At 64.0% G+C, this 15,132-nt stretch carries 15 protein-coding genes; 7 read left to right on the forward strand and 8 right to left on the reverse strand.

Features of this window, described 5'->3' with window-relative positions:
* The first annotated feature begins 80 nt into the window (after positions 1 to 80).
* Together QLG02_RS08245 and QLG02_RS08250 are read left to right on the forward strand one after the other, a co-directional pair.
* On the forward strand, positions 81 to 1,070 hold the full coding sequence (locus QLG02_RS08245; protein ID WP_029302346.1) for a serine/threonine protein kinase: 990 nt from the start codon (positions 81 to 83) through the stop codon (positions 1,068 to 1,070).
* Between the two features lie 137 nt (positions 1,071 to 1,207).
* Entirely contained in the window at positions 1,208 to 1,816 is a 609-nt protein-coding gene (locus tag QLG02_RS08250; protein WP_011707872.1) for a thiol:disulfide interchange protein DsbA/DsbL, read from the forward strand.
* 90 nt (positions 1,817 to 1,906) lie between these two features.
* On the opposite strand, the gene phnE is transcribed toward QLG02_RS08250, so the two are convergent.
* From phnE to QLG02_RS08275, 5 genes are all read right to left on the reverse strand, one after another.
* On the reverse strand, positions 1,907 to 3,442 hold the full coding sequence (gene phnE, locus QLG02_RS08255) for a phosphonate ABC transporter, permease protein PhnE (protein WP_282465019.1): 1,536 nt from the start codon (positions 3,440 to 3,442) through the stop codon (positions 1,907 to 1,909).
* Entirely contained in the window at positions 3,442 to 4,203 is a 762-nt protein-coding gene (locus QLG02_RS08260; RefSeq protein ID WP_045525915.1) for an ATP-binding cassette domain-containing protein, read from the reverse strand. Before QLG02_RS08260 ends, phnE begins: the two co-directional genes overlap by 1 nt.
* Positions 4,200 to 5,045 (reverse strand): putative selenate ABC transporter substrate-binding protein, encoded by an 846-nt coding sequence (locus QLG02_RS08265; protein WP_016352361.1) that lies wholly within the window; start codon positions 5,043 to 5,045, stop codon positions 4,200 to 4,202. The genes QLG02_RS08260 and QLG02_RS08265 overlap by 4 nt, the downstream gene beginning before the upstream one ends.
* A gap of 124 nt (positions 5,046 to 5,169) precedes the next feature.
* Entirely contained in the window at positions 5,170 to 6,348 is a 1,179-nt protein-coding gene (pncB, locus tag QLG02_RS08270; RefSeq protein WP_011707868.1) for a nicotinate phosphoribosyltransferase, read from the reverse strand.
* Positions 6,349 to 6,449: 101 nt separating this feature from the next.
* Complete coding sequence (locus QLG02_RS08275) at positions 6,450 to 7,085, reverse strand: nicotinamidase (protein WP_045525914.1); 636 nt, start codon at positions 7,083 to 7,085, stop codon at positions 6,450 to 6,452.
* 75 nt (positions 7,086 to 7,160) lie between these two features.
* Between QLG02_RS08275 and QLG02_RS08280 the strand changes: the two genes are divergently transcribed.
* Both QLG02_RS08280 and QLG02_RS08285 read left to right on the forward strand, forming a co-directional pair.
* Positions 7,161 to 7,811 (forward strand): DNA mismatch repair protein MutT, encoded by a 651-nt coding sequence (locus tag QLG02_RS08280; protein ID WP_043164002.1) that lies wholly within the window; start codon positions 7,161 to 7,163, stop codon positions 7,809 to 7,811.
* Positions 7,812 to 7,844: 33 nt separating this feature from the next.
* Entirely contained in the window at positions 7,845 to 8,330 is a 486-nt protein-coding gene (locus tag QLG02_RS08285; protein WP_043164003.1) for a DUF523 domain-containing protein, read from the forward strand.
* Here the strand turns inward: QLG02_RS08285 and QLG02_RS08290 are convergent.
* From QLG02_RS08290 to QLG02_RS08300, 3 genes are all read right to left on the reverse strand, one after another.
* A complete protein-coding gene (locus QLG02_RS08290) occupies positions 8,276 to 9,232 on the reverse strand; it encodes an acyltransferase (RefSeq protein WP_282464947.1) in 957 nt (318 codons plus the stop codon). The two genes, QLG02_RS08285 and QLG02_RS08290, sit on opposite strands and share 55 nt — an antisense overlap.
* The gene (locus QLG02_RS08295) at positions 9,226 to 10,140 is read right to left on the reverse strand and encodes an acyltransferase (RefSeq protein ID WP_282464948.1); all 915 of its coding nucleotides are present in this window, start codon (positions 10,138 to 10,140) and stop codon (positions 9,226 to 9,228) included. The genes QLG02_RS08290 and QLG02_RS08295 overlap by 7 nt, the downstream gene beginning before the upstream one ends.
* A gap of 120 nt (positions 10,141 to 10,260) precedes the next feature.
* Positions 10,261 to 11,775, reverse strand: a complete 1,515-nt coding sequence (locus QLG02_RS08300) for a YifB family Mg chelatase-like AAA ATPase (RefSeq protein ID WP_282464949.1) — start codon at positions 11,773 to 11,775, stop codon at positions 10,261 to 10,263.
* 383 nt (positions 11,776 to 12,158) lie between these two features.
* Between QLG02_RS08300 and ilvG the strand changes: the two genes are divergently transcribed.
* The 3 genes from ilvG to QLG02_RS08315 are packed head-to-tail and all read left to right on the forward strand — an operon-like array spanning position 12,159 to position 15,010.
* A complete protein-coding gene (gene ilvG, locus QLG02_RS08305; protein ID WP_282464950.1) occupies positions 12,159 to 13,805 on the forward strand; it encodes an acetolactate synthase 2 catalytic subunit in 1,647 nt (548 codons plus the stop codon).
* Positions 13,802 to 14,053 (forward strand): acetolactate synthase 2 small subunit, encoded by a 252-nt coding sequence (gene ilvM, locus QLG02_RS08310; RefSeq protein ID WP_005306810.1) that lies wholly within the window; start codon positions 13,802 to 13,804, stop codon positions 14,051 to 14,053. The genes ilvG and ilvM overlap by 4 nt, the downstream gene beginning before the upstream one ends.
* A 12-nt stretch (positions 14,054 to 14,065) precedes the next feature.
* A complete protein-coding gene (locus QLG02_RS08315; RefSeq protein WP_024945526.1) occupies positions 14,066 to 15,010 on the forward strand; it encodes a branched-chain amino acid transaminase in 945 nt (314 codons plus the stop codon).
* Positions 15,011 to 15,132: the final 122 nt, after the last annotated feature.

A 15,132-nucleotide genomic window follows, 5' to 3' on the forward strand; every position in this document is an offset into this window, starting at 1 on the left:
ATGGCCGGTTTTAGCCGGTCATCTGGCGCGGCAATGATAAGCAGTAGTGATAGAATGGGGCGCAACGGCGCCCCTTTCTCATGGTGGATGACATGCGTTTCAACTATTCCGACCTCAATCCCGATCTCATCATGGATGCGCTGGACCTCAGCGGCCTGCGTATCGACTCCGGTCTCATCGAACTCAACAGCTACGAAAACCGGGTCTACCAGTTTCAGGATGAAGATCGTCGCCGCTACGTGGTGAAGTTCTACCGTCCCGGTCGCTGGAGCCGGGCCCAGATCCTCGAAGAGCACGACTTTGCCGCCCGCCTCAATGAGGCGGAGATCCCGGTTGCCGCCCCCATCGCCTTTGCCGGCGAGACCCTGCTGGAGCATCAGGGCTACCCCTTCGCCATCTGGCAGAGCGTGGGAGGCCGCCAGTTCGAGGTGGACAATCTAGACCAGCTGGAGTGGGTGGGGCGCTACCTCGGCCGCATCCATCAGATTGGTGCCAGCCGTCCCTTCCACCACAGAGTCCGGCTCGATGTGGAGAGCATGCTGCACGAACCGCGTCAGCTGCTGGCGTCCGGCGAGTGGCTGCCGAGCGGGCTGGCCAAGCAATTCTTCGGGGTGCTGGACGAGCTGATCAAGCATGTCAGTGACGCCATGACCCTGGACGTGGCCCAGATCTCCCTGCATGGCGACTGCCACCCGGGCAACATCCTCTGGCGCGACGGCCCCATGTTCGTCGATCTCGATGACTGTCGCAGCGGCCCCGCCATCCAGGATCTCTGGATGATGCTGAGCGGCGAGCGTCACGAGCAGCTGATCCAGCTCGATACCCTGCTGGCGGGCTACGAAGAGTTCATGGAGTTCGACCCGCGCGAGCTGGCGCTGATCGAGCCGCTGCGGGCCATGCGCATCGTTCACTACATGGCCTGGCTGGCCCGGCGCTGGGAAGACCCTGCCTTCCCGCGCCACTTCCCCTGGTTCAACACCGATCACTACTGGCGCCAGCAGATAGCGACCCTGCACGACCAGCTGGAAGCGCTCAAGGCACCACCCCTGACGCTGACACCCGGCTGGTGATGAGGGAAAGAGAGCGGGCGGCAGACGGGACTCGCACACCCAGCTTGACCATTGACTGCGCAGTGGTGACGCAATAGGCTTGGCACTGCTTCGGTTCGCCGGGCGTGCCTCACAGTGATCCCTTAACAGGAAACGTCATGAAAAAAGTACTATTTTTCCTTGCTGCCATGCTGATGATCCCCATGGTTCACGCCGCCCCCGAATTCAAGGAAGGCGTCAACTACGATGTGGTCAAACAGACCGGTAGCGCCCAACCGGAAGTGCTGGAGTTCTTCTCCTACTACTGCCCCCACTGCGCCAAGTTCGAGCCGATTGCCGAGGATCTGAAGAAGAACCTGCCGGAAGGCGTGCCGATGAAGAAAAACCCGGTGGCCTTCCTGGGCCGCGAGATGGGCCCGGAGATGCAGCGTGCCTACGCCGTTGCCAGCCTGCTGAATGTTGAAGGCAAGCTGACCCCGGCCATCTTCGACAAGATCCACACCCAGCGTCAGTACCCGCAGAGCCGTGCCGACGTGAAGCAGATCTTCGTGGACAACGGCGTGCCGGCCGAGGAGTTCGACGGTGCCGTTGACAGCTTCGCCGTCTCTGGCATGGTCTCCCAGTTTGACCGCAACACCGAGAGCTACAACATCCGCGGTGTACCGGCCTTCCTGGTCAACGGCAAGTACATGGTGAAGATCGAATCCATTACTTCCCAGGAGCAGTTCAACCAGCTGGTGAAATTCCTGCTGGCCAAGAAAGACTGATCCCGCCCGACCCGATGAAAAAAGCCCGCCGGTGTAAACCGGCGGGCTTTTTGTTTTTCCTGGCCTGAGCCTGGCCAGCATGGCGCTGCCTTAGATCTGGCAGTCTCGCTGGGAGGGGGCGGGGCGCGGCAACCGGGTGCGTCTGCTGATGGCCTCCGCCAGCCAGACCAGCAGCAGGATGGCCAGCATCAGGGTGGCCGCCTGATCGTAACGGAACAGACTCAGCGACACATAGAGCTGCTGCCCCAGCCCGCCTGCGCCCACCACCCCGAGTATGGTGGCGGCCCTCAGGTTCATCTCGCCACGATAGAGGCTGTAGGCCAGCCACTGGCGTGATACCAGCGGAAACAGACCGTACCAGAAACTGGCAACGGGGCCCGCGCCGCTCAATTGCAGGGCGAGGCGAGGGTTTTGATCCGCGTTCTCCAGCGTTTCCACGAACAGCCGGGCCAGCACCCCAGTAGTGTGCAGGGTGAGCGCCAGTATGCCCGCCACCGGCCCCAGTCCGACCGCGATCACCAGCAGGCTGGCGAAGATGAGCTCGGGCACGGATCGCAGCAGGTTGAACAACAGCCGCAGCGGCCAGCAGTGGCGGGCGAGGCAGGCCAGCGGTAGCGCCAGCAGGGCGCTCAACAGGGTACTCAGCAGCGCCATCTGCACCGTATCGAGCAGGCCGGTGCCGACCGTCAGCAGGAAGGGGGGTGACCAGTCCGGTTGCAGAAACTCGCCGATGAACTGGCCCAGTCCGCCGAGGGAGAAGCTCAGCATGCGCCAGTCGAGCTGATGCACCGCCATGGTGCTGGCCAGTCCCAGGCAGGCCAGCAGTTGCAGGCCGGGGGAACGGGTGTGGCGCAGCCAGGCACTGAGGCCATCCGCCAGGGTCACCAGCAGGATGAAGGCCAGCAGCAGGGTCACCACCTCGCCGCCGGCAAACATGCGCAGGGAGAGTTCGAGCTGCTGGCCGAGCCCGCCGGCACCGACGAAACCCATGATGACGGAGGCGCGCAGGGCACACTCCCAGCGATAGACGCTGTAGGAGAGCAGCTCCTGGCGCACCGCAGGCAACACGCCGTACCAGAGTGCCTGCAACCGGCTGCTGCCACCGAGCAGCAGGGCGCGGGCCGGTTGCAGGGCGCCGCTCTCCATGATCTCGTTGTAGACCTTGGCCAGCATGCCGCCGTAGCTGACGGCGATGGCCAGGATGGCGGCCAGGGGGCCTAGCCCGGACAGGCGCACGAACAGCAGCGCCCAGATGAGCTCGGGCAGGCTGCGCAACAAAATGGCGATGAGCCGGCTGAAGGCGCGCAAGGCGCCGCGCAGCGGGTTGGGGATGGGGCCCAGCTCGGCCAGCGACAGGGCGCGCGAGCCGAGCAGGGCGAACGGGATGCCGAGCAGCAGGGCGCCGGCCAGCCCCAGAGTCGCCACGGCCAGACTCTCCAGGGTGGCGGTCAGGGTCAGGGCGAGAAAGTCCTGATCCACCCGGGGTGGCCAGCTGGCGGCGAGAAAATTTCCTATCTGTCGCCAGCTCTGGCCTTCGAGCAGGCCGAGCCAGCCATCGGCTTGTTGCCACAGGCTGTAGCCGATCAGCAGCAACAGCCAGGGCAGGGGATGGCGCCAGCGGTTCATCAGCCGATGCACGGCAGCGCCTCTTGCTCGCCGGCATAGAGTTCGGCCAGCATGGCCGGGGTGACGGCGGTGGCGGGGCAGTCGAACTGCACCCGCCCCTCGCGCAGACCTATGATGCGGGGAAAGCGATCGAGCGCCAGTTCGACCGCGTGCAGGCTGGCGATCAGGGTGCTGCCACGGGCGCGTGCCTGCGCCAGCAGGGCGTCCAGGCTGCTTTTGGCGAGCACGGGATCGAGGGCGGAGACGGGCTCATCGGCCAGCATCAGGTCCGGCTGCTGATAGAGCACCCGGGCGATGCCGACCCGCTGCAACTGGCCACCGGAGAGCTCGCCGCAGCGCTGCTGCCACTTGTCGGCGAGGCCGAGGCGGGCCAGTTCGGTTCGTGCGCCTTCGGGGTCACAGGGACGCAGCAGGGAGAGCAGGGCGCGGCCGAGGGACCACTGGCCGAGACGACCGGCCAGCACGGCGGTCAGCACCGGCTGGGAGGCGGGCAACGGGGGCTGCTGCCAGACCATGCCGATCCGGCTGCGCAGCCGCTGGCGGGCCCGGGTGGAGAGGAGCCAGGGGTCCTCCCCCCACAGGGAGAGGGCCAGCTCACCGCGCAGTTCGGTGCCGATCAGCCGCAGCAGGCTGGTCTTGCCCGCGCCGCTCGGTCCTATGATGGCGACACACTCCCCCGCCTCGATCTGCAGGCAAAGCGGATGCAGGATGCGACTCTCGCCGAGCCGCAGCCCTGTCCCGTCCAGCGCAACGGCGATCACTTCAGCAGACCGGCCTGGGTTGCGGCCGCTTCGATGCCCTGGTAGTTCTCTGGTTTGGTCTCGATGAAGCGGCTGGCCCGTTGCAGCTTGAGGATCTCGGCCTGGGCCGGGACGGCAGGATCCAGGCTGAGGAAGGCCTGCTTGATCTTCTCCTGCAGCGCCGGGTCCAGGTCGCCGCGCACCGTCCAGTTGTAGTCAAAGTAGGTCGGCGTGGTCCAGATCACCTTGACCTTGGCGGTGTCGACCTTGCCCTCTTCCACCAGCTTGTCCCACACCGAGGCATTGAGCGCGCCTGCAGGTACCTTGCCGGAGGCAACCCAGGCGACGGTGGCATCGTGGGCGCCGGAGAAGGCGACGTGGGCGAAGTCACGCTCAGGGTTGATGCCCTGTTCGGCCAGGAAGTGGCGCGGCATCAGGTGGCCCGAGGTGGAGGAGGGGGAACCGAAGGCGAAGTCCTTGCCTTTGGTGTCGGCCAGGGTCTTGATGCCGCTGTCGGCGTTGGCGATGAACTTGGAGGTGAACTGGGCGTCTTCCTGACGCTGGACCAGCGGTACCACCTTGTCGGCCCGGCGATGGGCCTGCACATAGGTGAAGCCCCCGAGCCAGGCCATGTCGAGCTTGCCGGCGGCCAGCGCCTCGACCACGGCGGCGTAGTCGTTGACCGGCACGAACACCACCTCGCGCCCTGTCTTCTCGGCCAGGTATTCGCCCAGCGGGGCAAACTTGCGCTGCAGTTCGGTGGGGGCTTCGTCCGGGATTGCGGAGACCCGCAGCGGCTCGGCGGCGGTGGCGCCCAGGCAGGTCAGCAGGGTGGTGAGGGCAAATATCCATTTTGAGGTCATGGGCAGTTCCTTGTGGTCTGTCGTGCGGGCAAGAGAAAGGCCCGACACGAGTCGGACCTTGCAAAGGGGTCATGGTAGGGGGCCAGCGGCGCTCTGCGCAAGATGGGCCCCGCAAAAAGGCGCGTTACACCCCGACGTGGAACGCCTGCTTGAGGTTGCGGATGAAGTCCGCATCCCGGCAGAGGGTCTTGCCGGGGCTGTCGGAGATCTTGGCGACCGGGCCGCCGTTGCACTCCATCAGCTTGAACACGATGTTCATCGGGCTGACGCCGGGCAGATCGCAGGTGAGCTTGGTGCCGATGCCGAAGCTGGTGTTGATGCGACCGCGGAAGTGACGGAACAACTCGACCGCCTTGTCGAGGTTGAGGCCATCGGAGAACACCAGCGTCTTCTCGGTGGGGTCGATGCCGAGCCGCTGATAGTGGCTGATGGCCTTCTCGCCCCACACCACGGGATCGCCGGAGTCGTGGCGCAAGCCCTGATAGCGGCTGGCCAGCTCGAAGTCGAAGTCGCGCAGGAAGGCATCCATGGTGATGCAGTCGGTGAGCGCGATGCCGAGGTGATTGGTGAACTCATCCAGCCAGCTGGTGAGGGCCGCCCGCTGGCTGTGCTCGAGCGGGAAGCCGAGCTGCTGGTGGGCCTGGAACCACTCGTGGGCCTGGGTGCCCACCGCCGGCAGGCCGTATTTCTGGGCCAGCAGGTAGTTGCTGGTGCCGCGAAACGCCGGCAGCCGCTCCTTGAGACGACCCACCACCGCATCCTGCACCGCGAGGGAGAAACGGCGCCGGGTGCCGAAGTCGATGAGGTTGAACTCGTTCATCTCCTCCCGGCTCAGCTCCCGCTCCAGCTTGTCGATCTTCTGATCGAGCCGCTCCAGCGCCTGAGTGACGCCAAACTGGGGGTAGCGGAAGCGGTTGCGCATCTCGCTGATGATGGCGAGCACCGGGATCTCCCACAGGATCACGTCCTGCCAGGGGCCCTCGACCCGCACGTTGATGCGACCGTCCTGTTCGAACACCTTGAGCAGGGAGGCATCGAGAGGCTTGCGGCGCAGGTGGTCGAGGTAATCGGCGGTGAAGAAGGGGCGCTCGGCCAGGAAGTTGAGCTCGGGCCTGGTCAGCCGCAAGGAGCCGGCGAGGTGCAGCTGCTCCTCGATCTGGCCCATCATGGGCAGCAGATCCTCTTCGTTGCGGCTGTGGAACTCGGCCACCACCTCGGCATCCGGATAGCGATGGAACACCGCCTGCTGCATGTGCAGCTTGTAAGCATCGGTATCGAGCAGGCTGTTGAGTATGGGTGGCATATCAGACTCCCCGCAGGCGGGTGAACGCAAGAGCGCTCCCCTGCCGCTTTTGTAGATTGCAGACGCCGGTATCGGGCAGGCTGATGAGAATGAGGGGCATATCAGGCGTCCAGCAGGCGTTGTACATCGATCAGGCTCTGGGCGAGTTCGGCGCCGGCCTCGATCATCTGGGTGTGGGCGCTGGCAACCGTCTCGGGGGCGATGCCACGGCAGGCATCGAGATGGACGATCACCCGGAAACCGGCGCGGCGCAGCTGCAGCACACTGGTCTTGACGCAGTAGTCGGTGGCAAGGCCGCCGGCCAGTACGGTAGTGACACCGCGGGCGTGCAGAAACTCGATGAGTCCGGTGCTGCGGTGCTCGGCCAGATCGTGGAAGCAGGTGCCGTAGGGGTGCAGATCCGGCTCGACCCCCTTCCAGACGAAGAAGTCGTAATCGACCGGGGCCGGCAGGCCGTCGAGCAGTTCGAAACCGCGGGTACCCGGCACGCAGTGCACCGGCCAGGTGAGGTCGGCGTTGGGCAAGTCCAGCGGCAGCAACATGCCGGCGGGATCGCTGACGGCCCAGGCGGCGTTGGCGGGATGCGAATCCTTGCTGCCAATCCGCAGGCTGGCGAGGGTGGCCTGAGCGTTGAGCGCAGCCACAATATCATCCCCGCCCGCGACGGGCAGTTCGTTCGGGCAGAGGGGGGTAAAGCCCTTCTGCGCATCAATATCCAGGCTGGCGACGGTTCCCATTGAGTGGCTCCTGCACATACTATTCGTGTGATATTATCTACCAAACATTAATCGAAGGCGAGCAGGGCGATCGGCATGTTGAGAATGAGTCTGGATATGGTGGTGCTGCGGTTGAACGAGGAGCGGCTCGAGCTGCTGCTTGAGACCCGCGATCGCCCACCCTTTGCCCACTGCTGGCAACTGCCGGCGCTGCGCATCGACGAGACCCGGGATCGGGATCTGGACGCGGCTCGCCATCGCCTGCTGACCGAGTGGGGGCTGGGCCACTGCTACAGCGAGCAGGTCTGCACCCTCGGCAATCTGGAGCGGGATCCCCGTGGCTGGTCCACCACCCTGGTCTATCTCTGCCTGGTGGACTCCGAGGTCGAAGTGGTGCACGGCTGCTGGCACCCGCTCTGTGACCTGCCGGGGCTCAGCCTCGCCTTCGACCACACCCAGCTGATCGCCCGGGGGCTGGAACGGCTGCGGATCAAGAGCCGCTACAGCACCTTGCCGCTGCAACTGCTGGGGGCCGAGTTCACCCTCTCCGAAGTGCAGCGGGCCTTCGAAATCATCCTGCAGACGCCGATGAACACGGCAGCCTTTCGCAAGCGGATCCACCGCGCCGGCATCCTGCTGGATACCGGTCGCAAGCGCACCGGCAAGCAGCGCCCCGCCATTCTCTACCGGATGGAGAGCCCCTGCTGCGTGATGTTCGATCAGGTGATGAACGGAGCGGAGGCATGAGTGGCCCAGGTTTTAGCCAGCGGGGAGCAAAGCATGAGTGAGACCAGCGTGCACAAGGTGCTGGTCAGCGCCTGCTTGCTGGGCCAGCCGGTGCGCTACGACGGTCAGAGCAAGGGCATTGTCAGCGACTGGCTGCGCGAGCTGGGGGCTGAAGGACGCGCGCTGGCGTTCTGTCCCGAGGTGGCGGGCGGCCTGCCGACCCCGCGCCCCCCTGCCGAACGGCAAGGCGAGCGGGTGGTAACCGAGGGGGGACTGGATGTGACGGCAGAGTTCGATCACGGCGCCCGGCTGGCGCTGCAACTCTGCCAGGCTCAGGGCATTCGCTTCGCCCTGCTGAAGGAGGGGAGCCCCTCCTGCGGCAGCGGCCGCATCTACAACGGCCGCTTCGAGGGTGTCTCTGTGGCGGGTGAGGGCATGACCACGGCCCTGTTGCGCCGCCACGGCATCCGGGTGTTCAGCGAGGATCAGCTGCCCGAGCTGGCCTCGGCACTCGCCTTGGCTGCCTGCGGCTCGGCCTGAGCCGCCGCATCGGCTGCCTGCCACTGCGCCAGCACGGTGTCCTTCTCCTGCCAGCGCTGGTTCAGCCACTGCTGGAAGCCGCGTTTGAACTGCTTGTCGTTGAAATAATCCCCCACCAGCTGCTCATCCACTGGCAGCTCCTCGATCCGTACCCGGATGCGCTTCATCCGCCCCATCAGGAAATCCTTGAAGGGGGTTTCTGGGTTGTCCGGGTAGCTGATGGTGACGTTGATCAGGCTGTCGAACTGCTCTCCCATGGCCGCCAGGGTGAAGGCCAGCCCTGCCGCCTTGGGTGACATCAGGTGCTGGTAACGGGAGCGGGAGGCGTCGCGCTTCGCCTCGGTGAAGCGGGTCCCCTCCACGAAGTTGATGACGGTGGTGGGGATGTGGCGAAACTTCTCGCAGGCGTTGCGGGTGGTCTCGATATCCTTGCCCCGCAGATGCGGGTTCCTCAGCAAAAACTCCCGTGAGTAGCGACGCATAAAGGGCATGTCGAGCCCCCAGCAGGCCAGCCCCAGCAGCGGGATATAGATCAGCTCGTGCTTCATGAAGAACTTGGGCACCGGCAGCCGGTCGCGAAACAGATGACCCAGCACCACGATATCGGTCCAGCTCATGTGGTTGCTGACGATCAGGTACCAGCCATCCTTGCGCAGCCGGGTGTCGTCCTCCACCTGCCAGTCGATGCGGGTGGTGAGGCGGATCACCAGGGCGTTGCAGGCCAGCCACAGGCGCATGAAACGGTTGTTGAGGCGACTGCAGGCACGGCCAAAGGCCGGGCTCGGCAGCAGCAGCTTGGCCAGTGACACCAGCAGGATGAGGCTGGCGCACAGGGCGGTAAACAGTATGGTCAGGCCGGCGCTGATGAGCAGCACCAGCGGACCCGGGAGCAGGGTTAGCATGGCGTCGTTGAGGGCGTCTTGTCCGCCAGCAGCTGATCCAGGGTCTGGTCCTTTTCGTGCCAGATCCCGTTCAGCCACTGTTGAAACTCTTGTTGGAACTCGGGGTCATTGAAGTAATCCCCCACCAGATTGCGTTCGATCGGCAAAAAGCGGACTCGAACCTTGATCTCCTTGACCCGACCGCACATGAAGTCCCAGTAACTGGGGATGCCGTCCGGATAGGCGATGGTTACATCCACCAGCTTGTGCAGCTGATCACCCATGGCCGCCAGAGTGAAGGCGATGCCGCCAGCCCGCGGGTGCAGCAGGTGGCGATAGGGTGCTGCCTGTTTGTCGTGTTTGCGGGCGGTGAAGCGGGTGCCCTCCACGAAGTTCATCACACTCACCGGAATATGGCGGAACTTGGCACAGGCCTGGCGCGTGGTCTCTATGTCTTTTCCTTTCAGATGCGGCTTCTTTTCCAGCAACTTGCGCGAATATCGCCGCATGAAGGGGAAATCCAGCGCCCACCAGGCCAGGCCGAGAAAAGGTACCCAAATCAGTTCTTTCTTGAGGAAAAACTTCAGGAAGGGGATTTTTTGATTAAAAATCCGCTGCAGTACCAGTATGTCGACCCAGGATTGATGGTTGGCAATCACCATATACCACTCATTCCGGCGCCCTTTGTCCACTCCGACCACATCGAAAGGGGTTTTGATGATGGTTTTCTGGATCAGGTTGTTGAAACCGATCCAGCAGCTGGCACTGCCATCCAGCAGCGCGTTGCAGAGGGTGCGCCAGCCCTTGAGGGGCAGCAACAGCTTGAGCAGGCCCAGCGTGAGGATGGGGATAAACCAGAACAGGGTGTTGAGAAAATAGAGCAGGGTCGAGAGGCTGCCGCGCAGTCGCTCAATCAGCTTGTTGGGCATGGGTCGGGTCCGTCTTGCTGTCGATAAGGGGCCATCAAGTGGTCAGATCTGTGGCCATAATATCAGCCGACGGCCCGCGAGACCATGCGAGGGACCATCGCGGTCGTCTCCTGCCCCGTATCAGCCGCTGCGCAGCCGTGACAGCAGCCGGTCCATGGCCCGGTAGCCGAGCGCCTCGATCAGGTGCTCCTTCTCGATGGCCTGTCGTCCTGCCAGATCCGCGATGGTGCGTGATACCCGCAAGATGCGGTGCCAGGCCCGGATGCTGAGCCCCAGCTTCTGGATGGCGTTCTCCAGAAACTCGGCATCCTGCGGCGATAAGCGGCAAATTTCTTCGATTTCACGGCTATCAAGCAGGTTGTTGAGCTTGCCGTTGCGGTTCAGCATCTGCTCCCGCGCCCCCAGCACCCGTTCGCGGATCTGCTGGCTTGACTCCCCCCGCTCCGCCTTGCCGGTCAGGCTGCCCTTGGGCAGCAGTGGCACCTCCACCGTCAGGTCGAAGCGGTCGAGAAAGGGGCCGGAGAGCTTGCCGAGGTAGCGCAGGATCTGATCCGGGCTGGAGCGGGTCTGGCCATCGCCATAGTGACCACAAGGGCTGGGGTTCATGGCGCCCACCAGCTGGAAGCGGGCGGGAAAATCCACCTGGCGGGCGGCCCTGCTGATGGTGATGTGGCCGGTTTCCAGCGGCTCGCGCAGGGAGTCGAGCACCTTGCGCTCGAACTCGGGCAGTTCATCCAGAAACAGCACCCCGTTGTGGGCCAGGGATATTTCACCGGGCCGTGGGTGGCTGCCGCCGCCCACCAGCGCCACCGCCGAGGCGCTGTGATGGGGCGTGCGATAGGGCCTGTGATGCCAGTGACCGGCCCGCGGGGTGAGGCCACCGATGGAGTGGATGGCGGCGGTCTGCTGTGCCTCCTGTTCGCTCAGCGGCGGCAAGATGCCGGGCAAGCGGCTGGCCAGCATGCTCTTGCCGGTGCCGGGCGGGCCGATGAACAGCAGGTTGTGACTGCCGGCGGCGGCGATCTCCAGCGCCCGCTTGGCCTGGGACTGGCCGATCACGTCCTGCAGGTCTGGTACATCGGGCAGGGCATCCGTGGTCTGGGGATCCGGCAGTGGCAGTTCGTACTGGCCCGCCAGCCAGGCGGTGACGGCCAGCAGCTGATGGGCGGTGCGCACCTCGGCATCCTGGATCAGCGAGGCCTCGGGACCGTTCTCTCGCGGTACCAGCAGGGTACGCCCCGCATCCCGGCAGGCGAGCACGGCGGGCAGCACCCCGAGCACGGGACGGATCTCGCCGGTCAGGGCCAACTCCCCTAAAAATTCGTGATCGAGCAGGTATTTCGCGGGTATCTGCTTGGAAGCAGCGAGGATGCCGATGGCGATGGCCAGATCGAAGCGGCCCCCCTCCTTGGGCAGATCGGCGGGGGCCAGATTGACCGTGATGTGTTTGCTCGGGAACTCGAAATTGCCGTTGAGCAGGGCGCTGCGCACCCGATCCCGTGACTCCTTCACCGAGGTTTCCGGCAGGCCCACCATGTTGAAGGCGGGCAAACCGTTGGAGAGGTGCACCTCCACCGTCACTTGCGGGGCCGCGACACCTAAGCTGGCACGGCTATAAACCACAGCTAATGACATAAATCCCGTCCTTGGTTTGATGTATGTGCTGGTTAACCGTTTTTTATTAGTTTTTTGTTCCAATCGACGCGTTCGGACTCAGTCAAAATCAGAGTCTTGTCAGGCAAAAAACGCTTGCCCAATAAAAATCACCGTGCTAGTTCTAATAGCCATTCGCGGTAAAAACCGCCCAATTTCACAGGATTTCCGGTTGTAACTATGAACATGGCCTCCCGTTTCGTCAGCATTATTGTGGTCCTAGTGGTGATTATTATCTCACCGCTCGGGGCTCGTTTAGCTGCACGGAACAAGGGATAGACCCACCACCGGACAGAACGAAACAAGCGACCCCCGAGCCTCACAGCTCGGGGGTTTTTTTTCGACCACAGGACAGGATTTTCCAGATGAACGGCGCGCAGTTTTTGGTACAGGCTCTCAAGCAACAGGGTGTGACTCAGGTGTTTGGTTACCCGGGCGGGGCCATCATGCCGGTCTACGATGCCCTGTATGACGGTGGCCTGGCCCATCAGCTCTGTCGCCACGAGCAGGGTGCCGCCATGGCGGCGGTGGGTTATGCCCGCGCCTCCGGTCAGGTGGGGGTTTGTATCGCCACCTCCGGCCCCGGCGCCACCAATCTGGTGACTGGCCTCGCGGAGGCGCTGCTCGATTCGGTGCCGCTGGTGGCCATCAGCGGTCAGGTGCCCTGCGCCGCCGTCGGGACCGATGCGTTTCAGGAGGTCGATGTGCTCGGCATGTCCCTCTCCTGCACCAAGCACTCCTTCATGGTGACCGATGTGGCCGATCTACCGCAGGTGATCGCCGAAGCCTTCGCCATCGCCAGTGAGGGGCGCCCGGGCCCGGTGCTGATCGACCTGCCCAAGGATGTGCAACTGGCCAAGGTGCCAACCCAGAGCCCGCTGTTTGCGGTGGCAGAGCCCGAGCATCTGAGCCAGGCCGAACTGACGGCCGCCCGCACCCTGCTGGCCGCCGCCGAGCGCCCGGTGCTCTACGTCGGTGGCGGGGTGGGCATGGCCAATGCCGAGCAGCAGTTGCGTGACTTTGCTGCCGCAACCGGTATGCCTGCGGTCACCACCCTCAAGGGGATAGGTGCACTCGACCCCGACAGCCCCGTTTATCTCGGCATGCTCGGCATGCATGGCACCAAGGCCGCCAACTATGCGGTGCAGCAGTGCGACTTGCTGCTGGTGGTGGGCGCCCGTTTCGACGATAGGGTGACAGGCAAGCTGGAGGAGTTTGCCCCCGAAGCAAAGGTGATCCATCTGGATGTGGACGCTGCCGAGTTTGGCAAGCGCCGCGCCGCCGAGGTGGGCATCACTCAGGATCTCAAACAGGTGCTGCCGCGCATCGCCATGTCCCTCTCCATCGAGCCATGGCGTGAGCACTGTGCGAACATGGCCCGCGAGTATGCCTTTCGCTACGACCATCCTGGCCAGCCCATCTATGCCCCGGCGCTGCTCAAGCAGCTCTCCACCAGGTTGCCGGAGAGCAGCGTGGTGGCCTGCGACGTGGGTCAGCACCAGATGTGGGTGGCCCAGCACATGCGCTTTACCAGCCCGCGCAACCACCTCTCCAGCGCCGGTCTCGGCACCATGGGCTTCGGCCTGCCGGCCGCCATCGGCGCCAAGATGTCGCGCCCGGAGGATGAAGTGGTGCTGGTGAGCGGTGACGGCTCTTTCATGATGAATGTGCAGGAGCTTGGCACCATCCGCCGGGCCCAGCTCAAGGTGAAGATGGTGCTGCTGGACAACCAGCGCCTCGGCATGGTGCGCCAGTGGCAGGAGTTGTTCTTCGACGGCCGCTACAGCGAGACCATCCTCTCCGACAACCCCGATTTCATCGCCCTGGCTGCCGCCTTCGGCATCCCCGGCGAAACCATCACATGCAAGGATCAGATAGCCGGCGCTCTCGATCGCTTGCTGGCAAGCGAGAGTGCCTACCTGCTGCATGTGGCCATTTCAGAGGAAGAAAACGTCTGGCCCCTGGTTCCGCCAGGAGTCGCCAACCACCAGATGATGGAGCAACGCCCATGAGTCAGTTCAATACCTTGCAAATCCATGCCCAGCCCAGACCCGAAGTGATGGAGCGGGTGCTGCGGGTGGTTCGTCACCGCGGTTTCAACCTCTGCGCCCTCAACATGGAGCAGGATTGCCAACAACTGCGGATCACGGTTACTGTCGAGTCGGTGCGTCCCATCCAGCAGTTGTGGAGCCAGCTGGTGAAGCTGGTGGACGTTTCCCGGGTCGATGCACTGGAACAGCAACCCCGGATCAGAGCTTAAGGAGCCAAGCCAATGTCACAGCCTTCCCAATCCGCCACTCACCCCCAATACATCTGGTTCAACGGCAAACTGGTGCCCTGGCAGGATGCCCAGGTGCACGTGATGAGCCACGCCCTGCACTATGGCTCCTCGGTGTTCGAGGGGGTACGTGCCTACGACACCCCCAAGGGCACCTGCATTTTCCGCCTGCAGGAACACACCCGCCGCCTGTTCGACTCCGCCAAGATCTACTGGATGGACGTTCCCTACAGCGAGGCCGACGTGAATGAAGCCTGCCGCACCGTGGTGCGCGAGAACGGCCTGAAGAGCGGCTATCTGCGCCCGCTGGCTTTTGTCGGCAACGTGGGGCTGGGGCTGCATCCGCCGCTGGATGCCAAGGCCGACCTGATGGTGGCTGCCCTGCCGTGGGGCGCCTATCTGGGGGAAGAGGGGCTGAAAAACGGGGTGGATGTTTGCGTCACCTCCTGGAACCGGCTCGCTCCCAACACCATTCCCACCGGCGCCAAGGCGGGCGGCAACTACCTTTCTTCCCAGCTGATCAGCCGCGAGGCCAAGCGCAACGGCTTCGCCGAGGGGCTGGCGCTGGACGTGAACGGCTACCTGAGCGAAGGGGCGGGGGAGAACCTGTTCCTGGTGAAGAACGGTGTGCTGTTCACCCCGCCCGCTACCGCCGCCATCCTGCCCGGCATCACCCGTGACACTATCATGACACTCGCGCGTGACTTGGGTTACGAGGTGCGCGAGCAGGCGCTGCCCCGTGAGGCGCTCTATGTCGCAGACGAAATCTTCATGACCGGCACGGCGGCCGAGGTGACCCCGGTACGCTCCGTCGATCGGATGAAGGTGGGCGCTGGCTGCCGCGGCCCGGTGACCGAGCAGCTGCAAAACGCCTTCTTCGGCCTGTTCAACGGTCAGACCGAAGACAAGTGGGGCTGGCTGACGCCAGTCAACGACTGATGAGAGAGGGGAGGCGTCATGCCTCCCCGAGTCGCTTCCGGTCAGGGCACTGCGCTGTGTCCTCACCAGGATCGATTCCCGATCCGAGAGTCACTTTTTCATTTCCAAAGATAATGAGCCCG

The sequence above is a fragment of the Aeromonas sp. V90_14 genome, from assembly GCF_029967615.1.
In the GTDB taxonomy this organism is placed as follows: Bacteria; Pseudomonadota; Gammaproteobacteria; order Enterobacterales; family Aeromonadaceae; genus Aeromonas; species Aeromonas hydrophila.

Bases quoted from the DNA above. Each gene is read 5' to 3' on its own strand.
- QLG02_RS08245 (WP_029302346.1), top strand. From the start codon at position 81: ATGGTGGATGACATGCGTTTCAACTATTCCGACCTCAATCCCGATCTC.
- QLG02_RS08250 (WP_011707872.1), top strand. From the start codon at position 1,208: ATGAAAAAAGTACTATTTTTCCTTGCTGCCATGCTGATGATCCCCATG.
- phnE (WP_282465019.1), bottom strand. From the start codon at position 3,442: ATGAACCGCTGGCGCCATCCCCTGCCCTGGCTGTTGCTGCTGATCGGC.
- QLG02_RS08265 (WP_016352361.1), bottom strand. From the start codon at position 5,045: ATGACCTCAAAATGGATATTTGCCCTCACCACCCTGCTGACCTGCCTG.
- pncB (WP_011707868.1), bottom strand. From the start codon at position 6,348: ATGCCACCCATACTCAACAGCCTGCTCGATACCGATGCTTACAAGCTG.
- QLG02_RS08275 (WP_045525914.1), bottom strand. From the start codon at position 7,085: ATGGGAACCGTCGCCAGCCTGGATATTGATGCGCAGAAGGGCTTTACC.
- QLG02_RS08280 (WP_043164002.1), top strand. From the start codon at position 7,161: ATGTTGAGAATGAGTCTGGATATGGTGGTGCTGCGGTTGAACGAGGAG.
- QLG02_RS08285 (WP_043164003.1), top strand. From the start codon at position 7,845: ATGAGTGAGACCAGCGTGCACAAGGTGCTGGTCAGCGCCTGCTTGCTG.
- QLG02_RS08290 (WP_282464947.1), bottom strand. From the start codon at position 9,232: ATGCTAACCCTGCTCCCGGGTCCGCTGGTGCTGCTCATCAGCGCCGGC.
- QLG02_RS08295 (WP_282464948.1), bottom strand. From the start codon at position 10,140: ATGCCCAACAAGCTGATTGAGCGACTGCGCGGCAGCCTCTCGACCCTG.
- QLG02_RS08300 (WP_282464949.1), bottom strand. From the start codon at position 11,775: ATGTCATTAGCTGTGGTTTATAGCCGTGCCAGCTTAGGTGTCGCGGCC.
- ilvG (WP_282464950.1), top strand. From the start codon at position 12,159: ATGAACGGCGCGCAGTTTTTGGTACAGGCTCTCAAGCAACAGGGTGTG.
- ilvM (WP_005306810.1), top strand. From the start codon at position 13,802: ATGAGTCAGTTCAATACCTTGCAAATCCATGCCCAGCCCAGACCCGAA.
- QLG02_RS08315 (WP_024945526.1), top strand. From the start codon at position 14,066: ATGTCACAGCCTTCCCAATCCGCCACTCACCCCCAATACATCTGGTTC.